The 20,673-nt window shown below is 39.9% G+C and carries 15 protein-coding genes; 8 read left to right on the plus strand and 7 right to left on the minus strand.

The genetic code is table 11. The features are described 5' to 3' along the window. Window positions 1-220 precede the first annotated feature (220 nt). From FC85_RS08190 to FC85_RS08200, 3 genes are all read left to right on the plus strand, one after another. The gene (locus FC85_RS08190; RefSeq protein WP_057865045.1) at window positions 221-2,932 is read left to right on the plus strand and encodes an MMPL family transporter; all 2,712 of its coding nucleotides are present in this window, start codon (window positions 221-223) and stop codon (window positions 2,930-2,932) included. Window positions 2,933-3,530: 598 nt separating this feature from the next. Further along, window positions 3,531-4,004 (plus strand): C40 family peptidase, encoded by a 474-nt coding sequence (locus FC85_RS08195; protein ID WP_057865046.1) that lies wholly within the window; start codon window positions 3,531-3,533, stop codon window positions 4,002-4,004. 292 nt (window positions 4,005-4,296) lie between these two features. Beyond that, the gene (locus tag FC85_RS08200; protein WP_225427567.1) at window positions 4,297-5,337 is read left to right on the plus strand and encodes an acyltransferase; all 1,041 of its coding nucleotides are present in this window, start codon (window positions 4,297-4,299) and stop codon (window positions 5,335-5,337) included. Here FC85_RS08200 and FC85_RS08205 read toward each other — a convergent pair. From FC85_RS08205 to FC85_RS08215, 3 genes are all read right to left on the minus strand, one after another. Next, complete coding sequence (locus tag FC85_RS08205) at window positions 5,334-5,708, minus strand: hypothetical protein (RefSeq protein ID WP_057865048.1); 375 nt, start codon at window positions 5,706-5,708, stop codon at window positions 5,334-5,336. The two genes, FC85_RS08200 and FC85_RS08205, sit on opposite strands and share 4 nt — an antisense overlap. Window positions 5,709-5,912: 204 nt before the next feature. Then, window positions 5,913-6,341 carry a GNAT family N-acetyltransferase gene (locus FC85_RS08210; RefSeq protein ID WP_057865049.1) on the minus strand — a complete coding sequence of 143 codons (429 nt, stop codon included), beginning with the start codon at window positions 6,339-6,341 and terminating at the stop codon, window positions 5,913-5,915. 407 nt (window positions 6,342-6,748) lie between these two features. Next, window positions 6,749-7,405 (minus strand): histidine phosphatase family protein, encoded by a 657-nt coding sequence (locus FC85_RS08215; RefSeq protein ID WP_057865050.1) that lies wholly within the window; start codon window positions 7,403-7,405, stop codon window positions 6,749-6,751. Window positions 7,406-7,684: 279 nt separating this feature from the next. Here FC85_RS08215 and FC85_RS08220 point away from each other — a divergent pair, with 279 nt between their 5' ends. Both FC85_RS08220 and FC85_RS08225 read left to right on the plus strand, forming a co-directional pair. Continuing rightward, complete coding sequence (locus tag FC85_RS08220; protein ID WP_057865051.1) at window positions 7,685-9,820, plus strand: LTA synthase family protein; 2,136 nt, start codon at window positions 7,685-7,687, stop codon at window positions 9,818-9,820. Window positions 9,821-9,834: 14 nt separating this feature from the next. Further along, window positions 9,835-10,632 carry an ion transporter gene (locus tag FC85_RS08225; RefSeq protein ID WP_057865052.1) on the plus strand — a complete coding sequence of 266 codons (798 nt, stop codon included), beginning with the start codon at window positions 9,835-9,837 and terminating at the stop codon, window positions 10,630-10,632. A 314-nt stretch (window positions 10,633-10,946) separates the two neighbouring features. On the opposite strand, the gene FC85_RS08230 is transcribed toward FC85_RS08225, so the two are convergent. Then, window positions 10,947-11,957: an NAD(P)/FAD-dependent oxidoreductase gene (locus FC85_RS08230; RefSeq protein ID WP_057865053.1), complete on the minus strand. Its 1,011-nt coding sequence runs from the start codon at window positions 11,955-11,957 to the stop codon at window positions 10,947-10,949. An 11-nt stretch (window positions 11,958-11,968) separates the two neighbouring features. Then, window positions 11,969-13,048: a PrsW family intramembrane metalloprotease gene (locus tag FC85_RS08235; protein WP_057865054.1), complete on the minus strand. Its 1,080-nt coding sequence runs from the start codon at window positions 13,046-13,048 to the stop codon at window positions 11,969-11,971. Between the two features lie 153 nt (window positions 13,049-13,201). On the opposite strand from FC85_RS08235, the gene FC85_RS08240 reads away from it, so the two are divergent. Then, complete coding sequence (locus FC85_RS08240; protein ID WP_057865055.1) at window positions 13,202-14,158, plus strand: nucleoside hydrolase; 957 nt, start codon at window positions 13,202-13,204, stop codon at window positions 14,156-14,158. Between the two features lie 141 nt (window positions 14,159-14,299). Here FC85_RS08240 and FC85_RS08245 read toward each other — a convergent pair whose 3' ends face one another. Beyond that, the gene (locus tag FC85_RS08245; protein WP_057865064.1) at window positions 14,300-15,094 is read right to left on the minus strand and encodes a Cof-type HAD-IIB family hydrolase; all 795 of its coding nucleotides are present in this window, start codon (window positions 15,092-15,094) and stop codon (window positions 14,300-14,302) included. An 850-nt stretch (window positions 15,095-15,944) separates the two neighbouring features. Next, a complete protein-coding gene (gene spx, locus FC85_RS08255) occupies window positions 15,945-16,340 on the minus strand; it encodes a transcriptional regulator Spx (protein ID WP_057865057.1) in 396 nt (131 codons plus the stop codon). Window positions 16,341-16,563: 223 nt separating this feature from the next. Here spx and FC85_RS08260 point away from each other — a divergent pair, with 223 nt between their 5' ends. Then, a complete protein-coding gene (locus FC85_RS08260; RefSeq protein ID WP_057865058.1) occupies window positions 16,564-18,528 on the plus strand; it encodes a cation:proton antiporter in 1,965 nt (654 codons plus the stop codon). Window positions 18,529-19,002: 474 nt separating this feature from the next. Then, the gene (locus FC85_RS08270) at window positions 19,003-20,556 is read left to right on the plus strand and encodes a bifunctional metallophosphatase/5'-nucleotidase (protein WP_057865060.1); all 1,554 of its coding nucleotides are present in this window, start codon (window positions 19,003-19,005) and stop codon (window positions 20,554-20,556) included. Window positions 20,557-20,673 lie beyond the last annotated feature (117 nt).

Consider the following 20,673-nt stretch of genomic DNA (forward strand, 5'->3'; position numbering starts at 1 on the left):
CAATTTTTGAATCTCACTTCGGTCCATGGTAAGAGACTCTTTTGCCCCAATTTTTAATCGCAATGATCAAAAAATTCACAACACCCTAACTTTTTTTAAAAACTTTAGAAATTCGGTCATTAAAACCCGCAATAAATGATAAACTTTTACTATAAAGGCTTTTTTAATTTGCAATTATTTAAAATAATTTGCTTCTATACATATTAGGGGACTAGGGAAAATGAAAGAAACTATTACAAAATTACACAAAAACCGGATATTCACGCTGTTAGTATGGCTGATTGTCGTCTTTATTGCAATTATTTCCGCTCCAAATATTACTAATACACTGCAATCATATAGCCAACCAACATTTTCCACGAACTCCCAACCGGCTAAAGCTGATCAGCTACGTCAACAGTGGGGCTACGACTTAGGAAATACCTCAACAGTGACTGTCGTTTATCATAATCCGAATGGTAAACTGACAACGCAACAGCAGCAAAAGATTAGTAAAGCAATTGACAGTCTTAAAAAACAGCAGTCACTTTACAGCATCAAACGGATTGTTACACCAAGTACCAATGTTGCCGGCCAGGCGCAACTGCTATCTAAAGATGGCTCAACTCAGATGATTTCACTGGATATTGATGCTAAGACCAACACCTTGCGCGTTTTAGTGAATCAATTAGTTGGCCAAGTTAAGGTTAAAGGGCTTAAATCTTACGTCACAAGTCCCGAGATTGTCCGTGACGTTAATAATCAAAAAACAGCTCAAGTAACCCAATTAGTGTTAGTTACCCTTTTTATTGCCTCAGTATTGATTATCGGGATTTATTTCCGAGCTGTCTTAGCGCCGCTTATTTCTTTTATCAACCTGTTTATCGCCTTCGTAACTTCTTATAGTCTCTCAACGTTGCTTGCCCAACACTTTAAGTTGCCATTCTCCCAATACGTTCCCATTGAGATCGGCATTGCGACACTGGTCATGGGAACAATTTGGAATATTTATATTTATCGAAAATTACGTAATGTGATTGCCCTACAAAAAGAATCACGCTACGCCACTAAACAAACGATTGCCGATCTGCGATTTCCAATCATCGTGGTTGGCGGTGCCTTAACCATTATTTTTGCACTCTGTGGTTTTATTAATTTTGATCAAATTCAATCTCTATGGGCCTTGGCCATTACCTACCCTGTTCTGATACTGGTTACCCTGACTTTGAATCCGGTCTTCACGGCTGCTTTAGGTGAAAGTATTTTTTGGCCAACCAGTGCACCAACCAAGCCACTTGTTTCCCATTACTGGACGCGGGCAACTGATTTCTCATTATGGCAGCCGATCGCTAGTTTCTTAGTCGTTTTATATATTACTCTGCCATTTATCTATTTCTACCACAATAGTTTGAACTTTTCACCAATGACCAACTTAACGGAAACCAATCAAGCGACTAAAGGGGCTCGTGTTCTTCAAGCCCACTTTTCTCAAGGTAAAGCAACTCCGGTAACCATTTATTTAAAGAGTAATCAGCCACTTGATAACGAAAAATATCTGCAACACATTGATGCGTTAACCAATAAGCTGCAACATACCCAAGGGGTTAGCGCCGTTTATTCATTAACCCAACCTGGTGGCATGCCAATTGATAAGTACTACGTATCAAACCAACTGGCCGCTATTGGTGTTAGCACTAAACAAGCCACGGGCCAGTTATCTCAAGCTTCAAATGGTATCCAGACCAACTCAAAGTCGCTCAACTTAGCTGCTCTAAAACAACAAGTTAAAGATATGGCAAAATTAGTCCAGCGAAGTAATCAGATTATCCGGGATAGCAGCAACCTTGCTTCACAGGTTAACAGTGCCGCAGCTAACTCAAACATATCAGTCCAAAGAAATGCCTCAAGGCGGGTTCAAAGTTACCAACGTCAAATCAACGCACTGAACCAATCACTTCAATCCGTCTCATCCGGACTGGGACAATTGGCCTCAGAAGGAAATGTCATCCAAAACTACGGTCAAAACAGCTACAACAATTTACAAAGTTACAGTCAACAAATTAGTGCTGTTCAAAAGCAGCTAAAAAAGGTCAGCAACCAAGTCGATTCGTCAACCAACCAATTGAATGGCATTTACGATTACCTGAATGGGCTGCAAAAATCAGGCGCAGCTAACGTTTATTACATTACAAAAGCCCAATTATCCGATACCGATTTTCTGCAAACCATGTTAAATTACACCAGTAAGGACAAAAAGATTACGACAATCCAAGTTGTCCTTAAAAATGCACCTTCAAGTAAATCCAATCTTAAACAAATGACTAAGTTGCAAAATCAGGTTAGCTTACAACTAAGAGGCACACCCTTATCAAAGGCAAAAGTTGCTTTTACAGGTGAGCCCATGATTCAATCGATTAACCAGTCAAAGATGAACCATCATTTTGGAACCTTACTAATTCTTTTGATTGCTGGCGTTTTACTCACTGTTTTCGCTGTCAGCCGCTCAATTTTACAACCGTTGTATTGGACGGTTGCCTTCATTATGTCCGCCATTACCGGTTTTCAACTGACTTACTTAACGATGCATTTTGTTGCTGGTATTAAACAGTTTGACTGGCAAGTGCCATTGATTGCTGTGGCCATTTTAACGGCTGTGGCTGCTTGGCAGATTATCGCATTGGGGCTGTCATTTAGATACACGGAACTATCTTTGCTGGAATGGATCAGACCAACAATGGCTAGCTGGGGACAGATGATGCGCTACATTATGCTGGTTGTCGTTGCTCTCGCAGTTGCGTTAACCTTTGGTGCCTCTTATGCAATGATTGAAATTGCCCTCATTGTTATCTTTACCGGCTGTGTTTATTATCTTATTCTGCCGATGATCGTATCATCAATGGGCAAATTGGCAATCACGCTTCCCAACAAAAAGAATCTATTAAAGAATAAATAGTGTACAGTCGCTGAAAGGCAATATAACTGTCGCAATAACCTTAGAATCAAGATCAAAAAGGCGGCCGGTTTCCTCAGAATTTGGAAACCGACCGCCTTTTTTTGATTCACTTTTTCACTCAATAGGATCCAGGATCACACGCAGTTAAGTTTGATTGTCTGATTCAACTTAACCGAAACTGCATTTAACATTCAGTTCTCTCTGGGATACCAGCACTTGAATTTGAACATTTTTTCTCAATTTAGTTGTTAATTTGCGACTATTTTCAAAGTTTCAAACTTGATTTTAGCCAAAATTCATAAGATTTTGTAAAGGCATTGTAACTTTACAAGTCAAAAATCGGTAGTTTTTCCATCAAAATCCGTTATTTTGCTTTTATTTCAATTTAAAATGTCTCAAATATATCAATTATTCTTTATTTGTACGCACAAATAAAAGCCTTGAGGCTAACGTTTACAAGCCGCCATTTCAAACGATTGCGTACAATGTTTCATGCCATAATTTGCTTTTAACTGCATTGCAAATTGTTTGTCACAGTCCTGCAATATACAATTGTTAAGATTATCTTTGTAAATTTGATAGGGAGTTGTTGAAAAGCATGAAATTACATAATAAAGTTCTTTTGACATTAGTTGCATTTTTCTCATTATTGACTGGCGGATTTGTGAATGCTCAAGCATCCAAAGCAGATGCTGATCCTGATTATTCTGCTGTGTATAACGTCGCTAAGCAAAACCTTGGCAAACCATATGTTTGGGGTGCTACTGGTCCTTCATCATTTGATTGTTCTGGCTTTACAAGCTACGTTTACAAAAAAGGTGCTTCAATTTCAATTCCACGAACTGCCCAAGCACAATACAATGCAGCTAAGAAGGTTTCATATAGTAACCTTCAAAAGGGCGATTTAGTATTCTTTGGTTCAAACGCTTCTGCCATTTCACATGTTGGCTTTTATGTTGGTAATGGTAAAATGATCGATGCTCAAAATCGTGGCGTCATTACTGAAAATGTCAAGGCCCCATGGTGGCATTACGTTGGCGGTGCTCACGTTACCGATTTTGATCAAGATTGATTAACACATAATTTACAATCAACAACTCAATTTAACTATCACAAAAATGGCTGAGACAAAAGTAATTTTGTCTCAGCCATTTTTGTATCATCACGACTATGACAAAGTGAAATCGTGAGATAAAGGTAGCTACCGATAAGCAGCTCGTTGCAACCAACAGTCGTTTTCTCTTACAATATAACCATGCCTAATTTAGATAGAATCGAGTGATATTGTGACAAACCAAAATGATCTTTCAAATGAATCGGCAGATATCGGTGATTACTTAAAATTGATTGCTTGTACGGCAGTCATGCTCCAAACCATTCTTAGCCTGTGTCTGCAGACTAATCCGACAATAAAAACCCAGATGCGGATCGGGATCACCTACAACCTGGTTAAATTTACGGCACCAGCCTTCATCTTCGGCATTCTTTACACAACTACCCGGACCACAATTAACAGTGACATTACATATGCTCATTATCTTCGAAAGCAATGGCACGCTTCCTTTGTTCCGACAATCTGGTGGACAAGTATTTACCTGCTCGTTATGCCCTGGCTGCAACAGGTCAATCACTATCACCATTTGGCAGAATTTTGCTGGCAATTTATAAATGGTAACGCCGCGCCTCATTTATGGTACAACACAATGATGCTGCAATTTATCGTGCTGATGCCGGTATTTTGGGAAATTGGTCATTTTAGCGTTAAAAGCTCGCGTCGTGGGATCACAATGGCTGCTTTAACAACCGTCATTGCTGTCAGCTGGCTGTTGTTCTATGATCAGCAAGTTTTTCACGGCCCACACATGCATGATTGGTATTTACTGGACCGGTTCTTTTTAAGCTTTATTATTTTCGGCGTTTTTGGCACCCTGGCTTGGCAATTTCGCTGTTGGTTTAACTATTGGCTCAAACGTTGGTGGCCACTATTGATCCTGGCACTTTTAATCAGTTTTTACTGGACCAACCAAGAACTATTTTCATTTCAATTTCCCGTTAAGCTGACCAACGCACCCTACTACAAGCCATCCATGTTGATTTATGACTTGTCAGCTATCTTATTAATTGCCGCGATTGCCAGGTACCAAATCGACCGTCACCATTACATGACTAACCTGGTTCATTTATTTGCCAACTTCGCTTATAAAGCATTCCTATCGAACGTCTTTTGGGATCAGCTTCTTTGGCTGTCATTTGGAAAGTCCTTAACCATTCAACATCCCTTGCTTGGTATCTTAGCCGTTTACGTGGGAACTTGGTGCTTATCATTCGCGTCAGCATTCACTATTCATTGGGGATGGCATCGATTACAAGTTGCAATTATTTCAATATTCAAATCGGTTAGCTAACCGATACCTTCATCAAGCTGGTTACTCTTTACCCATCCCGCTTTTTCAGCAATATATAGGAACGTTGCAATCTTTTTTGAATGATCTTTCACCGCTGTTTTCCGGAGCACGTGATAAGTTTCGCCGACATTTAACGTCGTCTTAGGGGTGTAACTTACCATCTCACCATCGTCGTGGAGGGTTGCACGATAAACTTTGGGGTTGGCCTGATTAGGGTGATAAGTCTTTTCGTTTTTAAATGTCTGACTATGGTTGGTTAGATGATACGTTTTTGAACTCGCGTTAACAGTCGTGTCATGTCTAACTTCGCCTGCTGCAATAGAAGAGACTAACGTGGCGGTTATGAAAATGGCAACTAATGATTTCTTCATATTTTTTAAAGGCCTCCTTGCGAATATCAGAAAAATAATGATATCTGTAGATTACAAGACACGTGGAAATGTTTCAAGGCCCCTCGAAAACCTTCTCAAAATCATCACAACTCTTTCGCAAAATTGTCACTTTTAGACGCTGTAATACAGGAAAAGCCCGTTTACCCAATCATTTAAGATGAGGCAAACGGACTTATAGATAACTTATCTAATCACTTTTTCCATATTAACATGCTTGATGCCAACTTCAATGAACGGTTTTCCAAACACTTTAAACCCCAGCGTTTCATAAAATCCAACAGCCGTTTGCTGGGCACCCAAGTAAAATCGCTTTGTCCCCTTAAACTGAGGATCGGCCAATAAATATTGCAGCAATTGTTTTGCATAACCCTGATGGCGGGCAGCTTTCTCCGTTGCAACCCGTTGGATATGAACGCCGGCCGCCGTGGCGGTTGTTCGAGCCGTTGCAACTGGTCGACCATTTTCATACGCAACAAAAAATGTGGCACCGTCATCACTACCATCAAATTCCAGGCTTTCAGCAATTCCCTGTTCTTCGACAAAAACGTGGCGGCGAATTGTTCGTGCATCATGATAAATTGTATTAAGCTGAGTTGATTTTTTAAATTCCAAGAGTATTTTACCTACTTTGTTTAATATCTAAATGAATCTGGGCGAAACGTATAAAAACATGACTAATGCGAGGACAGGAACTGTCTGGAATTTTTATCTGGCCGAAACGTGTGAAAGCAAGCAGATCCCGGCCATATATGCCCTTTAACCGAACATTTCAAAACCAGGAATAGTCATGGCCTTTTTACCTAGCCGAAACGTGTGAAAGAGCCGCAGCTCCCGGCCATATAAGCCCTTCCAACCAATATTCCAAAACCGGGAATATTCATGAGCTTTTTACCTAGCCGAAACGTGTGAAAGCAAGCAGATCCCGGCCATATATGCCCTTTAACCGAACATTCCAAAACCAGGAATATTCGGTTAAAGGGCATATATTCTGGGATCTAACCGCTTGCTTTCACACTCTGCTACTTTCCAAACGCCGTCACTCTCACCCTGTCACCATCAATTTCCAACTTTGTAATCGAACCATTCGCCGGACGCTTTGTAATGTCAAATTGCCCCTCACCATATCGTTCGACAACACTCAACAACGTATTACCATGACTAATCAGCAAAACATTGTCGCCATCCTTAATCTTGTCATTACGCTTAATTAAATCAAATCCTTGATCCAACCGCTGCCAATATTCCTCATTATTTTCCGCTTGGTGAAACGGATCCGCTTCCTTTAAATAATCCTTAGCTTTACCAATCGAATATTTCTCAACAATATCCTTAAAGGTTGGCAAACCATGAGGAGCCCCCGCCAAATACCAAGCCTGGTCCATATCATTTCCCTCATAGTAACCGTAGAATTCTTCGCGAAAATATGGCGCAACAATCGGCTCTTTGACATCCGAAACAACGTTCTTATCCAAAATCATTTGAGCAGTTTGCTCCGCACGCGTCGTATCGCTACAATAAGCAGCAGCGAACCTTGTATTTTTTAACTTTTCACCAGTGTCAACAGCATTTTGAACACCCTTCTTCGTTAACGGCGAATTACTCCATCCCTGAAGCTTATTGTAGATGTTGAAATAAGTCTGTCCATGTCGAACCATGTACAATGTAAATTTACTCATAACGCCACATCCTTTGCTTTTAATAGTTTTAGTATACCAAATCCATCGTATTCCAAATGTAAAAGTTGGATTATTCGCAAGTGTCTTTTAAGATTCGCACAAAATCCCTTAACTTTAGATTATTCTTCAAATTTATCTGATATGATAATAAAAGTGTGCAAAGACTAACTGATCAAATCAAATGCCCACATTTCCAAACCACACCGAATTAACCGATATGATTGATTTATCGATTAGTCTAAACCATTCTAAACAGTCATACTACAAGGAGTCGTCGTTTTGAAATACGTTAACTCAATTCTTGAAAAATGCAGTACCCGTCGGGGATTCTTGGTTTTACTCGTAATTTGTTTCTGGGTAAAAACGATGGTCGCCTATTTTGTTGACTTTCGGCTGGGAATCACCAACCCATTTCAATTCTTTATCGTCCTTATTAATCCCCTGGCAACCACTTGTCTACTACTTGGAATCGCCCTTTACTTTAAAAGCAGCCGGATCTTTTACCCGGTTGCGCTCCTGATCGCTATTGCAAATACTGTTTTACTTTATTTAAACGTCATTTACTTTCGGGAGTTTACTGATTTTATGACGGTCAGCACAATGACCGGGTATTCCAAAGTCAACCAGGGACTTAGTGGCAGTTCCCTGGCGCTAACCAATATTCATGATATCGTTTATTGGATTGATTTAGTCGTTATTATCGGCCTATTGGTTACCCGCAAAATTAAAATTGATCGTCGACCGTTAAACCGGCGAATCGGCTTGGCAGTCACCTCATTTTCACTCTTGTTTTTCGCGGTTAATCTATCATTAGGTGAAATGGATCGGCCACAATTGCTTACCCGGACTTTTGACCGGACCTATATTGTCAAATACTTGGGTCTGGACGCCTTTACGGTTTACGATGGGATTAAGTCCCAGCATAACAACGACATGCGGGCAACTGCTACCAAATCCGAGTTAAACGACGTCCTCAAATTCACCCATAAACATTACGCAAAACCTAATAAAAAATACTATGGCATTGCTAAAGGTAAGAACGTCATTATTCTTCATTTGGAAAGTTTCCAGCAATTTTTAATCGGTCAAAAAATTAATGGCCGTGAAGTCACCCCATTCCTAAACAAGCTTTACCGCAGTCACTCAACCTACGCGTTTAAGAACTTTTTCCACCAAGTTGGTCAAGGTAAAACATCCGATGCTGAAAACATGTTGGAAACCAGTACGTACGGCTTGCCACAAGGCTCTCTATTTGCCCAGCTTGGCAGTGACAATACCTTTCAGGCCGCTCCGGCAATTCTTAAACAACGGCGCAATTATACCAGTGCTGTTTTTCATGGTAACATCGCCAGCTTCTGGAACCGAAACAACGTTTATAAAAATATGGGTTATCAGTACTTCTTTGATGCCAGTTACTATGACACCTCGGGAGATCGCTCGTTGGGTTATGGTTTGAAGGACAAACTATTATTCAGAGATTCGGTTAAATACCTTCAGGCCCTTCAACAGCCATTTTACGCAAAATATATTACCGTCACGAACCATTTTCCCTATGATCTTGATAAGGAAGATACTAATTTCAAGACAACCGACACTCAAGATAAGGTCGTCGATAATTACTTCCTAACCGCTCACTATCTTGATCAAGCTGTCCATGAATTCTACAATTATCTCCGAAAAACCGGTTTATTAAAGAATTCAATGATTATTTTGTATGGCGACCATTATGGCATTTCTGATTCTGAAAATAAGAACTTGGCTAAAGCCCTGAATCGTGATCCAGACACCTGGGATGATTACGATAATGCCCAGCTTCAACGGGTACCATTTATGATTAACCTTCCCGGCCGCAAAGACGGTTACGTTTCAAAGAAATACGCTGGCGAAATCGATGTTTTACCAACGATCATGCATCTGTTAGGATTAAGTACAAAACGGTATGTTCAATTTGGAACCGATATTTTCTCTAAGCAACATGATCAAGTTGTTGCCTTTAGAAACCAGGATTGGGTCAGCCCAAGTTTCACATCAGTCAGCGGTGATATTTATTCCAATCGGACCGGTCAATTAATGAAACTTACTAAGCGACAGCAAGCCCAGGTCAAAAAAGATAAGGATCGGGTCACTGAAGAACTATCGCTATCCGATTCACTCAACGAAAAAAACCTGCTGCGCTTTTACCACCCCAAAGGATTTGAAAGTGTTGATCCTCGTAAATATAATTACGCCGATGAATACGAAAAAGAAAAACGAATCATTGCCAAAAAGGGTAAAAAGTCAACCAGTTTGTATTCTAAAGAGGGCAACACCGAAAAAGATTACAAGACTGACGCGCCTGAAATTCATCATAAGTCAACTGATTCCAACCGAATCAAGATTACCAATCCAGATGCCAATAACGACAGTAAACGTTAAACGGGGATGACAATATGGATCGATTCGATCAAGACATCCAAAAATTAATAATTTTGTTTTATAACTTGCTGGTTGTCACGTTGGCACTTGCTTCATTTGCCTTGGCAATTTTTGATCTGGTTGGCACAATTACCATTCACAGTGGCCTTTTCAGATGGACTTTTATGTTAATTTGGGGATTCTTTCTGATCGATTATCTGGTCAGATTTATGTCTGCTAAATCCAAGAAAGATTTTCTAATTTCCAACTTATTTGACTTAATTGCATTGATTCCTTCCCACCCCATTTTCATCTTCTTCCGGATTGCAAGAATTGTCGCAATTATCCGGTATTACAATCTGCTTTGGAAACTTGGCTGGTCAGGAAAGCTAACCCAGTCCCTTCATCGTTTTTTGTATGACACCGGCTTTATTTACTTACTATCAATTAGTCTGGTGATTCTCATCTTCAGTTCACTGTTATTCGCCTCATTCGAACATGACTCACTTGAAAATTCACTTTGGTGGGCCATTACCACCGCGACAACTGTTGGTTACGGTGATGTCACCCCCAAGACAGATGGTGGTAAGATTGTCGCTGCTGTTTTGATGCTCGGCGGTATCGGTTTTCTAGGTTTGTTAACTTCTACAATTACTGACTTCTTCACTAAGGAAGACAGCCAGGACGAGCAAAAAGAAACCTTACGACATTTATCAAAACAAGTCTCACAACTTTCCAAACAGGTTAGTCAATTACAAAAGAGTTTGGGGCCTGAACAAACCCGACAAAGGGAATCGGGAAGGAAACACAAGCAACATAAAGTTTCAAAATAGTAAAGTGAGGAAAAAATGCTTAGCTTCCAGATTGTAAGGGTTGATTTTTCCTCACGTTTTCACTCGGTAATAATTGTGATACCACAAAAAGGGACTGAGACAAATTGTTTTTGTCCAGCCCCGCTTTTAGTTGGCTCGCTTATTTGGACCGCATGTTTGGGCCATATAAGGCACCGGTCTCAATTTTTTCAACTGCAAATCGCTGATTCTATATGGCTGAAACGTGCAAAAGAGCCGCAGCTTTCGGCCATATAAGGCACTTAGGCGATATCCCCAGACCAGGGATATCGCCTAAGTGCCTTATATTCTGGAAGCTAACCGCGGCTTTTTGCACTCTGCATTGATGTACTATGTACCGGCCCACGTCTGTCCGGATAAATGTGCTTCATAATGGCATTTACCGCAATTGGTGCCTCCCCAAACGCTGTTGCAATTAAGGGCTGCTTTCCTTCATACTTTGAAACATCCCCAATTGCATACACATTGTCCAGATCCGTTAAGCCACTCGCCGTGACATTAATCGTTCCCCGACTTGTTTCCGGATGATTCGTCCACTTATTCAAAGCATCATCCTGAGCGATAAACCCATAGTTGACCACGATTTTATCGACAACTAAATCCTTCATGTCATCAGTCTTCATCTTCTTAACTTCAACCTTTACTTGACCGTTATCCAGTTGGGTCAACCCATTAATAAGATACGGCGTGACCGGTTCAATCGCCGACTGAATTAATTTATCAACGCTACTCTCCATTGCCCGGAATTTATCACGCCGATGCAGCAAATAAACCTTTTTAGCAACTGACTTCAATAGGAGTGCTTCATCAATGGCCGCATCACCCCCACCAGCAACTAAAACTGTTTTATCCTTAAATTGGGCCAGGTTCTTCACACTGTAAAAAAGACTTTTCCCCTCAAAATCATCACTATTCTTAACCGCTAATTTACGAGGATTAAACGCCCCAACACCAGTAGCAATGATAATTCCTTTAGTTGTGGTTGTCCCTTTGTTGGTCGTCACTTGGTAACCATTTTCGTCTTTAGCCACATCAATTACCGTTTGGTTTAATTTAACAGTCGTCTTAGCGTCTTGAAGCTGCTTCTCCAATTGATCGACTAATTGTCTCGCTTTGATCTGTGGATAGCCACCAACGTCTAAAATCGTCTTTTCCGGATATAATGCAGCTACCTGACCACCCAATTCCGACAAACTTTCGATAATCTGAGTCTTCGCGTTTCTTAATCCAGCGTAGAACCCGGCAAACATCCCTGCGGGTCCGCCACCAATAATCGTAATATCATAATTTGAATCTGTCTCAGCCATGAAAGAGCCTCCTAACGTTTCTTAATTTCTTTTTTCTTTTTGCGATGAATAATAATTTGTTGCCCCTGAAGTGTCTTGACTTCACGCAAGCCGGCATCAATCATGATAAAAATCAGAAACCAGCCGATCACGACATCAATCGCTTCTTGAAGCAGTGAGACTTCCAAACCAGTATTGGGAATATCCCAATCCCAAAATGTGTGAAGTGCAATCACAATTAAAAAGAACACATAAAATTTAGGCCTGGTGAAAAAGTCTTTAAGCACAAACGGCTTCTTCCGGGTTTTACCGAGAATGATCGCACCACCCATAATTGCTGCCCAAATTGTGTGCGTCCCAATTGCCTGAAAGCTCCTGGTGAAAATTGTTGCCAACCCATATTCACTAACATAACCCGAACTTTCAAACACTGAAAAGCCGGCCCCAATTGCCGCCCCAATTAAGACGCCATTAAAGATGTAATTGAGTTTATACGAATTAATAAAAATAATTATCACAACACATTTTGCTAATTCCTCAACCACCCCGACAATCAGTGCCGACTCAATGCTGACCGAGGTTCGAATTGGCAGCATCATGTAAAATGTCATTGTCACCAACAGCGACAAAATCCCACCCATCAAGAAGGTTGTCAGCATCTGTAACACCGAAATATTTTGATAAACATTAATTTCAAAAAACATCATCAGTAGCGAAAACGGGACTGCCAATGAACCAATAAAAATTAGTCCGGGAATCGCCTTATTACTTTTGAAAATATACAACAATAGCATGAGCATTGCAAAACTCATTGCCAGGACCAGAAAAATCCGCGAAAAAAACCATGGTTTAACCGGCCGACTGGATACTTTTTTTAAACTCGGTGTGGTTGTCCGGGTTCCCACAATAAATAACCGATCTGCCTGATCTTTTGTGTGTCGCTGAAACACTTCGGAAAACATTCGCGATAGATGAATTTCAACCGGGTTATCAGCATCCGTTTCGCCCAATCGTTTGGCAATATTATCATCTAAATTGTCATAATTTCGACGGACACCGGTCCAAACCAGTGAGAAAAAGTTTCTGCCCAATCTCCTTGTTCTATTTTTCATTTAAATTACTCCTAAGTCTTGATACTCTAAGGTTAACTTACAAAATTGCCGGTTTCAAGTTAGATTTGGAATTGAGTTTCACGTCAATTTCGGTTATGATTAGGTAAAGGGTTTTCATTATTGATATAACAACATTAACGGAGGTAATTTTTAATGGCTCAGAAAAAAATGATTCTTGATCTTGATACCGGGATTGATGACGCAATGGCAATTGCTTATGCGGTTGCTGATCCAGACGTTGACCTAATTGGCATCATTGGTTCTTATGGCAATGTTTACGTAGAAGATGGTGTTCAAAACTCACTTAAGATTTTGGAACTGTTGGGTGTCACTGACGTACCAGTCTATCAAGGACTTTCTCATTCATCTGAAACAGACCACTTTGATCGGATGCCGATCAGTGCTCAAATTCACGGCGATAATGGAATTGGTGAAGTTCAACTTCCTGATCCAAAACGTCAACCCGAAACTGGAGATGGGATTGATTTCTTCATCGATGCCGTTAAAAAGTACGGTAAAGACCTCATTCTTGTGCCAACCGGCCCATTGACCAATTTAGATGCAGCCATCAAAAAGGCTCCGGAAATCGCTAAAGAGATCGGCAATGTGACGATTATGGGTGGTGCCGTTACCGTTCCCGGAAATGTTACCAACGTTGCTGAAGCTAATATTCAGCAGGATGCTTCAGCTGCTGACAATGTTTTCCGAAAAGTACCGCTCACTCAAGTTGGATTGGATGTTACCCTGCGAACCTTATTAACTAAAAAAGAGACCCAGCAGTGGCGTGATCTTCACACTAAGTCCGGGGATGCGTTTGCTGACATTGTGGACTATTATATCAAAGCTTACGAAGTCACAAGTCCAGACCTTCATGGTTGCGCACTGCATGATCCATTTGCCGTTGGCGTTGCCATTAATCCTGATTTTGTCCAAACAATTGGTCTAAATATGTATGTGACAACTGATAAAACCTATTATGGCCGGACAACCGGCGACCCGGCTCGTTTGTCAGATCCTAACACAAACGTGAAGGTTGCTGTTAATGCTGATGTTGATGCTTACCTAAATGCCTTTATGGAACATCTAACTGGCCTGTTTAAGAAGAATTAATTATTAGATTACTAATAATATTTAACTGATAAAAGATGGGACTGGGACAAAAGTAATTTTGTCCCAGTCCCTATTTGTATAATCACGATTATTACCGAGTCGAAACGTGAGACAAAAGGCGGTTAACTCCGGCTCGTTCATTTAACCAAAAAAATGTTTGATATACTTTGCAACGCCATCTTCATCATTGCCAACTGTAATGGCATTGCTAACCGCCTTAACTTCATCCTTACCATTTTCCATCGCAACACCAACTTCAGCTTTTTCAATCATCCCTAAGTCATTTTCGGCGTCTCCAAACGCCATCAGATTATTAAACCGCCAACCAAAATGTTGTAAGAGTGCTTTTAATCCAACGACCTTATCCATCTTAGGCGCTAAGAACTCCATAATCTGTGGCTGGGAACGAACAATATGATATTGGCTCCGTAGAGTAGAGTTGATGCCACTTTGAAACTGATCCAGCAGTTCCGGATGATCGCAAACGATGGCTTTTGAATACAAATCATTTGAATTCAACTGGTCAAAAGCAGTTGGCACAAAATTAATGTTGCCCTTGAACTGTTGTTTATACATTGAAGGCTTTAAATCAGTCATTGAATAAACTTGCTCAAAATCCAAAATATCTAATGGTGCATTTTCAGACTTGGCGAAATCATGCAACGGTGAAAATGCCCGTTTGGAAACACCACTCTTAGCCAGTTCAGCCTTGTCATTATTATGAACAACCAACGCACCATTAAATGTAATGGTATAGTCGGTTGCCTCTGTTAATCCAAGTTGCTCGATAAAATGCCAAATTGCGTTAATTGGCCGACCCGTACACAAAACAACTTTGACGCCATTCTTATGAAGATCCTTCAACGTTTTTTCGTTTGTTGTTGAAATTGTCTTGTCACTAGTTAATAAGGTACCATCTAAATCTAACGCCACCATTTTAATCATATCTTAAAATCTCCCCTAATTAAAAATATGTCGGAACAAGTATCAAAAACTGATCATCGGGCTCATTTCAAACCGCAATCCCCAATAGTCAGAAACAAAAAGCGCAGTTAGCTCCTTTTCTTACTCTGACACTTCTGATAAATATCTTCATTGTAGGAAAGTTAAAGAGATAATACAATAGGCGTTTCGTATTGATAACAAATTCATAAACAAATTATTTGTGATGGGTACATTTGTTCTGGTTAAATAACAATGATCATTACAATTAAATGGGTAACTGTTAATAATTAGCAATCCCCCATTAATCAGTGAAAGTGAAATTTTCTCCCTAATGCGCTACACTAACTTTGAATGCAACAAATCGAAAGGGCTGGTTAATATGCAGCTGGAAAAGAAAATTGAATGGGGTGCATGGCTGATTTTGTTCTTCCCAACAATTGGCGGAGCGTCTGCAATAACGCTTATCGATAGCACGGGCATATCAGGTTCGTTAATTGTCTTACTAGGTATTTTTGTATCAAGCAGGTTTAAGTTTGACCATAAAATGAATGCCAAATGTTACCAACTTTTAACTCGAAAAAAGGACCATCAACGGTCTACTAAATAAATGTTACTAGTCAACTGACCGAATTAGGTGTTAAAAAAATCTCCGGATAAAGTGAATCCGGTATAAAGGGTTCAGCTTATTAAAAAAACGGTCTGATTTTTTATCCATTAAGGAATTTCAAACCTTACTTGCCGTTTGTATTTCAAAGAATTTCACAAGCAAAAAAGAGACCGAAGCAATAAATGTCTTCGGTCTCAAAATTTGTACGTATAACTGTTTAATTATCTAAATTGATTAACTAATTTGTGATTCAAGCTCTCGAAGTTCAGCTTCACGGACACTTCTTGGAAGGAATCGACGGATTTCTTCTTCATTAAAACCAACCTCTAGTCGATGATCATCAAAAATAATTGGTCGCTTAATCAAGTCAGGATACTTAACTACCAAATCAATCAGTTGAGATACTGACAAATTGTCAATATCAAGGTTCAACTTCTTATAAACGTTAGATCTGGTAGAAATGATGTCTTCACTGCCATTTTCGGTTAAACGCAAAATTTGTTTTACTTCATCGGCATTAAGAGGATTGGAATTAATATTTCTTTCCTTAAAATCAATGTGATGGCTCTTCAACCATGCACGTGCTTTCCTACTTGATGCGCTACTTTGTGCTACATATAAGTTCAGCATTACAATCCCCCCTAGTTCATACAAGAAGTAAAACTAAAACAACATCCTTCAACAACAATATTAACATACAGCTAAGATTTGTCAATACGGTTACTTACTTTTTATAATTAAGTTTGTGAAATTAATTGTACTACTTTTTTAAGTGAATACAACCTATAATATGGATATTGTTGGAATTTTTTTTACAGTCCAAACACATATTTAATACTGGGGGATTATTTTTGTGGAAATTTTTTATTCTGTCGCACTATTAATCGTTGCGGCAATTATTTCAAACATTATCTACACTGGATTTCCAAAGATACCACTGACTTTTTACCAAATTGGATGTGGCCTCTTATTATCGCTATTTCCAGTTTTTCAAAATTATTCGCTGTATCCGGAAATCTTCATGGTCGGGATCATTGCACCACTCATGTTTAACGACGGTCGTAATACAAGTTCAGCTCAATTTGGCCGCTCCCTTAGGCATATTTTTTCAATGGCAATTTTTTTAGCGATTATTACAGCAGTATTAATCGGCGGCCTCACCCACGCTTTGATGCCACTAATTCCATTAACATTATGTTTCGCGCTGGCTGCCATTGTTACACCAACCGACTCGATGGCTTTTAAATCTATCACCGAACCAGTTGAACTCCCAAAAAATATTTCCGAAATTTTGGAAAGTGAATCTCTATTTAATGATGCATCCGGCATTGTTATTTTTAACTTAGCCCTTGGCTCATTTGTTACTGGCGACTTTTCATTTACAAAAGGACTCACAAGTTTTATTATCAGCTTTTTTGGTGGCTTGCTGGTTGGACTGATTGCCGGACTTTGCTTCGTCCGACTTCAAACGTTTTTAATTGAACGATCAATGGATACTTCCAGTGTGATCGTGCCATTTAGTTTGATGACCCCATTCGCCATCTATCTAATTTCTGAAACACTTGGCTGCTCCGGAATTTTGGCAGTCGTCGCAGCCGGCATTATCTACGGCATTAATCAGAGTCGCCTGAAATTAACATCAACCAACGTCCGTTTGGTCACCAGTGCCACTTGGAATATTGTGACCAGTCTTTTAAACGGGATTGTGTTTGTTTTACTTGGTGTCACGCTGCCAAGCGTTATTGTGCATATTATTCCTTACTCAAATCAATTAATTGTTGAGCTGTTTTTAATCGGAATCGCAATTTATTTGGCAATGGCAATCATTCGATTCCTCTGGGTAAAATGCAATTTTGTTAAGACTGGTAATCATTCCGCAACGAATCAGGAAGCTTTTTTAACTGCGATTGGCGGTGTTCATGGTACGATTACGCTTTCGATGGCACTGTCCCTACCATTAACATTGTATCGGCAGGGGTTTCCATTTAGAAGTGAACTCATTTTTGTTGCCACAATTGTCATTTTGCTAAGTCTCATAATTCCTTCACTAATGTTGCCACACTTACTACCTCGAAAAAACAAAGGGGATCAGAGTACCTTTAATCATCACAGAACCGAAATGGTCAATTATAGTATCGCTAAAGTAAAGGATAGGCAAAGTATTCCATTAGTTGATCGAAATTATGTCATTGACATGTTGACCAGCCAAAAGAGCGGTCAATCTGCTAGTCGTCAGCAAATTAAAACGATATTATCCCAAACGCGAGAAGTCGAAGTCCAAACTGTCTTAGATCTACTTTCAAATGGTCAAATTCCTCAGCAAATTGCCAACGTGATTTCACGGCGGCTAGTAACAACACCAAGTAATGCAGGTGGCTTTTTTAAACGACTAAAATATTTTTGGCTCATTCACCTTCCCAACCGTAAACGACGTCTTGCTACCAAAAAGAGACAATCATTTATGGCTCGGTTTAGTCCTGAACAAAATCGAAAAATTATTCAGAAGCGGGATCAATTCCGTAAAATCATTGAAGACAATACCTATCAACGAGTAAACGACTACTTGGACAAGATTGAAACGCCAAACAATAGTGCAGCTGTCGCATTTGTTAAAAACGGGTACAATTTTCGCCATATGAGAATCGACGATTCAGATGCTTCAAACGATCGTCAAAATCAGCTTCTGATCGAGGCATTTCAGTACGAGTATTCATATGTAGCAGATGCACTGAGAAACAAAACAATTTCAAGGGAAGTCTCCGATCAATTGAACCAGAGTATCTCAACCGATCAGATGGTGTATGTAACAAATGGGTAGAGAGTGCGAAAAGCTGCGGCTCTTTCGCACGTTTCGGCTCGGTTGCCCCAAACACCATCAATATTCCTGATTTGGGAATATTGGTTTGCAGGGCTTATATGGCCGGTGGCTGCGGCTCTTTTGCACGTTTGGACTCGGTTGCCCCAAACACCATCAATATTCCTGATTTGGGAATATTGGTTTGCAGGGCTTATATGGCCGGAAGCTGCGGCTCTTTTGCACGTTTCGGCTCGGTTGCCCCAAACATCATCAATATTCCTGTTTTTGGAATATTGGTTTGCAGGGCTTATATGGCCGGAAGCTGCGGCTCTTTCACACGTTTTGGCATGGTAATAAATTCCACCCATCCTTACCTCAAAATTTAAAAATCACATCCTATTGTATTAACGATTTATGATCGATTCCCCATACATTTACATTTTGAGCAGAATTGACTATACTTGACGATATAATTGTTTTCTGTAGGTGAAAAAAATGAAAATAACACTACTAGCGACCAGTGACACACATGGTTTTATTGAACCCACAAACTATGTCGATTGCGGTTCTGATAAACCGTTTGGCATAGAAAAAGCGAGCAGCACCATTAAAAATTATATAAAAAAGCATCCCGATGAAAAAGTAATCGTCATTGATAATGGCGACTTTCTCGAGGGGTCACCAATGGCTTATTTTGTGGCCAAGCTTGCTAATGATGAAGACCGGCAAGCGTTTATCAATGCCTACAATGAGGTTGGCTACTCTGTTGGTTCAATCGGTAATCATGAGTTCGACTACGGTCTGGACTACCTGACCCTTATGATGGAACACTCCGATCGTCAATTCATTTGTGCCAATATTATTGATCATAATAACAACCCCTTTTTAGCTGATCCTTACACAATCATCGAAATTGGCGGCGTTAAAGTTGGCTTCTTTGGTTTAACAACCACCAGTACTAAGAAATGGAAGAACGTTAACGATTTAAACGATTTCAATCTGGAGTCTGAACTAGACGCGTGCAATCGATACATTCCTGAGCTTCGAAAGAAAGTCGACATCTTAGTTGTCGTTTATCATGGTGGCTTTGAGCGGGATCATACCGGTAACTGGAATGATATTAATCCAGGCGAAAATCGAGGCTATGATATTTTAAAGAACATCAAGGGAATTGATGCCTTAATCTCTGGTCATCAACACCGAAAAATCGCCAGCCGACTCTTTAATGTACCGATTATTCAACCCGGTTCACGCGGTGAATTTGTTGGTAAAATTTCTTTTGAAACATCCAATCAGGACAAATCAATTAAACGTAATACTTCTGAATTAATCAGCGTTAGCAACAGCGAACCCGATCAGGAAATTGCCAAAACAATCAGGCCACTCGCAGATCACTTACAGGATTGGCTTGACCGCCCACTTTCAACCATTAAGGGCAATTTAACTTTTGATGATCCGTTTAAGGCTCGAATTGAAGAAAGTGCCTTCATTGAATTTATTCAAAAGATTCAAATGGATAAGATGGGAACCGATATTTCGGCAACCGCCTTGTACAATAATGAGGCTCACGGGTTTGAAAGTCCAATTACCATGCGCAACATTATTACCAATTATGTTTATCCCAACACGCTGGCCGTTTCAAAAATTTCGGGAGCTGATTTAAAGGCTGCTTTAGAAGTCACTGCTAAATATTTTGACGTCAAGCATGGTCAAGTAATCGTTAATGAACAATTCATGTTTCCCAAAGAACGTTTTTATAATTATGATATGTATGAAGGAATCGATTACACCTTAGATATTTCTAAGCCAGTCGGTCAACGAGTCACCCGATTAAAATATCACGACAAAGATATTAGGGATGATCAAACCCTATATATTACATTAAATAGGTATCGAGCCAGTGGTGGCGGGCACTATCCCATGTATACCCCAGATAAGATTGTCCGCTCAAGTGACATGACAATCAGTCAAGTCATCATGGCGTATTTACAAAAACATCCAGTTATCGAAGCAACAAATAATCATAATTTCAACATTATTCCGAAGTAACTATTTTGCTATTTATAATCGAATATCAAAAATCTTATTGCCTACACAAAGTGGTCAATAATGGCTCTTTGTCAACTGAGGTTGATATCAGCTTATATAGCAAATCCGAAAGGATTT

Source organism: Lentilactobacillus diolivorans DSM 14421 (genome assembly GCF_001434255.1).
Lineage (GTDB): Bacteria > Bacillota > Bacilli > Lactobacillales > Lactobacillaceae > Lentilactobacillus > Lentilactobacillus diolivorans.